The organism is Bacteroides sp. RTP31139st1_H2_RTP31139_211217 (assembly GCF_040227615.1).
GTDB classification, from domain to species: Bacteria; Bacteroidota; Bacteroidia; order Bacteroidales; family Bacteroidaceae; genus Bacteroides; species Bacteroides uniformis.
Window position 1 is genome coordinate 1 of record NZ_JBCNZM010000251.1, and the last position, 1,411, is coordinate 1,411.

Sequence of the window (1,411 nt, forward strand, 5' to 3'; positions counted from 1 at the left end):
AACTTTTCTGGAGACGACTATCACAACTATCTCAGAACAGTTTGTCAGGATATTGGTGTTACGACTGGTGCGATTGAGTATTATGCCGATAACGTTTTGATTGAGAAAGGAACTATTTCTGAATTTTAAAAACTATATATAATGAAAAGGAAAGAGAAAGCAGCAGTAGATGAATTTGTCGCCCTTGTAGGAGGCAAGACATGGGAGCCTGTACGCCATAAATGTATGGGTAAATGGAGTGGTATGACCAATTACGGTTTTGTCATAGACGGACGGATAACGCTCTTTGTTTCCAATAGTATGGCATACTTTAAGAAACGGATTCGTGAGTGGATTAAGTCGATACATACTTTTGAGGCGAAGAAAGATTGCTATCTCCGCTTGCTACGTGAACAAATTGAAAAGGACAACGACAAGGCAAAGGACGAAAAGTTAAATCCTGTCAGACTGATAGACATCGGCATCTTATCCCCCGAAAGCAATAGCCCATTTGATTTTTTCGCCCCTTATGTGTTAGTCGAAATAAACGGCAGGCGGTTCAAGCATCAAACAGCGGAATTAAGTTGCGCTCTTATGGTGGATAGTTTGGCAGGATACCTTGAAGAATGCAACTGCAAAGATATATACACGGCAAGAGCAGTACGTACACCTGACTACATTTTTTGCGGTGTGCGGTTTGACTCCCGTGATAATATGTATAAGATTGGAAAGTAGAGATTAATGATGTCTGAAGAAGTTATCACTTACAACGATAACTCCAGTCGTTTTACAGGACGGCATCAGCATTTGACCCACTAAATACATAAGTTCCCAATTTACGACTGGAGACTTATGTATTTTTCTGTATGGAAAACTAATCAAATAATCGCTGACTTATCATCCAGTCATTAAGCACGTCCGGATCTACACGATTTGTAAGATTCACATTTTTACTCAAACAACCGATTTTCTCACCTTTTAAATAACTGGTGGGGTTAATGTATTCGGATTGTATGATTTAACGCCATTATTTAATAATGCCATAACGCCTTTTAGTTGCATTATCGAACACCTCTGTCTCTCTTAGAAACTGTATAACCCGTTCCCTGTCTTCGGAAATCAAGCAACCTTTCAGTTTACCGTTCTTTTCCGTGATTTTCAATTTTGAAAGCTCGAATATATCGGAACAATCCAGCCAACTGTCATAGTCCAGAATATCACGATAGTTCCGAACCATCAAAGGATATTGGCAGTTCAGTAGCTCTTCCGACCTCTTGGAAGAGTCTATTTCCGAATTTATCAGTAAGGCACCGATAGCGACACCTTCCGGAGTAAAGCCGATAATAACAATATATTTATTGCGGTCTTTATATCCGTCTTTTAGTATCAGTCCGTCCTCTTCGTCCAAGGGAACATAAATAATGTCACCAAT

At 39.5% G+C, this 1,411-nt stretch carries 2 protein-coding genes; one reads left to right on the forward strand and one right to left on the reverse strand.

What is annotated here, in order from left to right; all coding sequences use genetic code 11:
* The first annotated feature begins 141 nt into the window (after window positions 1-141).
* Complete coding sequence (locus ABUA47_RS23220; protein ID WP_349832128.1) at window positions 142-714, forward strand: hypothetical protein; 573 nt, start codon at window positions 142-144, stop codon at window positions 712-714.
* Between the two features lie 292 nt (window positions 715-1,006).
* Here the strand turns inward: ABUA47_RS23220 and ABUA47_RS23225 are convergent.
* Window positions 1,007-1,411: hypothetical protein (locus tag ABUA47_RS23225; protein WP_349832130.1), on the reverse strand; the 405-nt coding region annotated here is incomplete at its 5' end.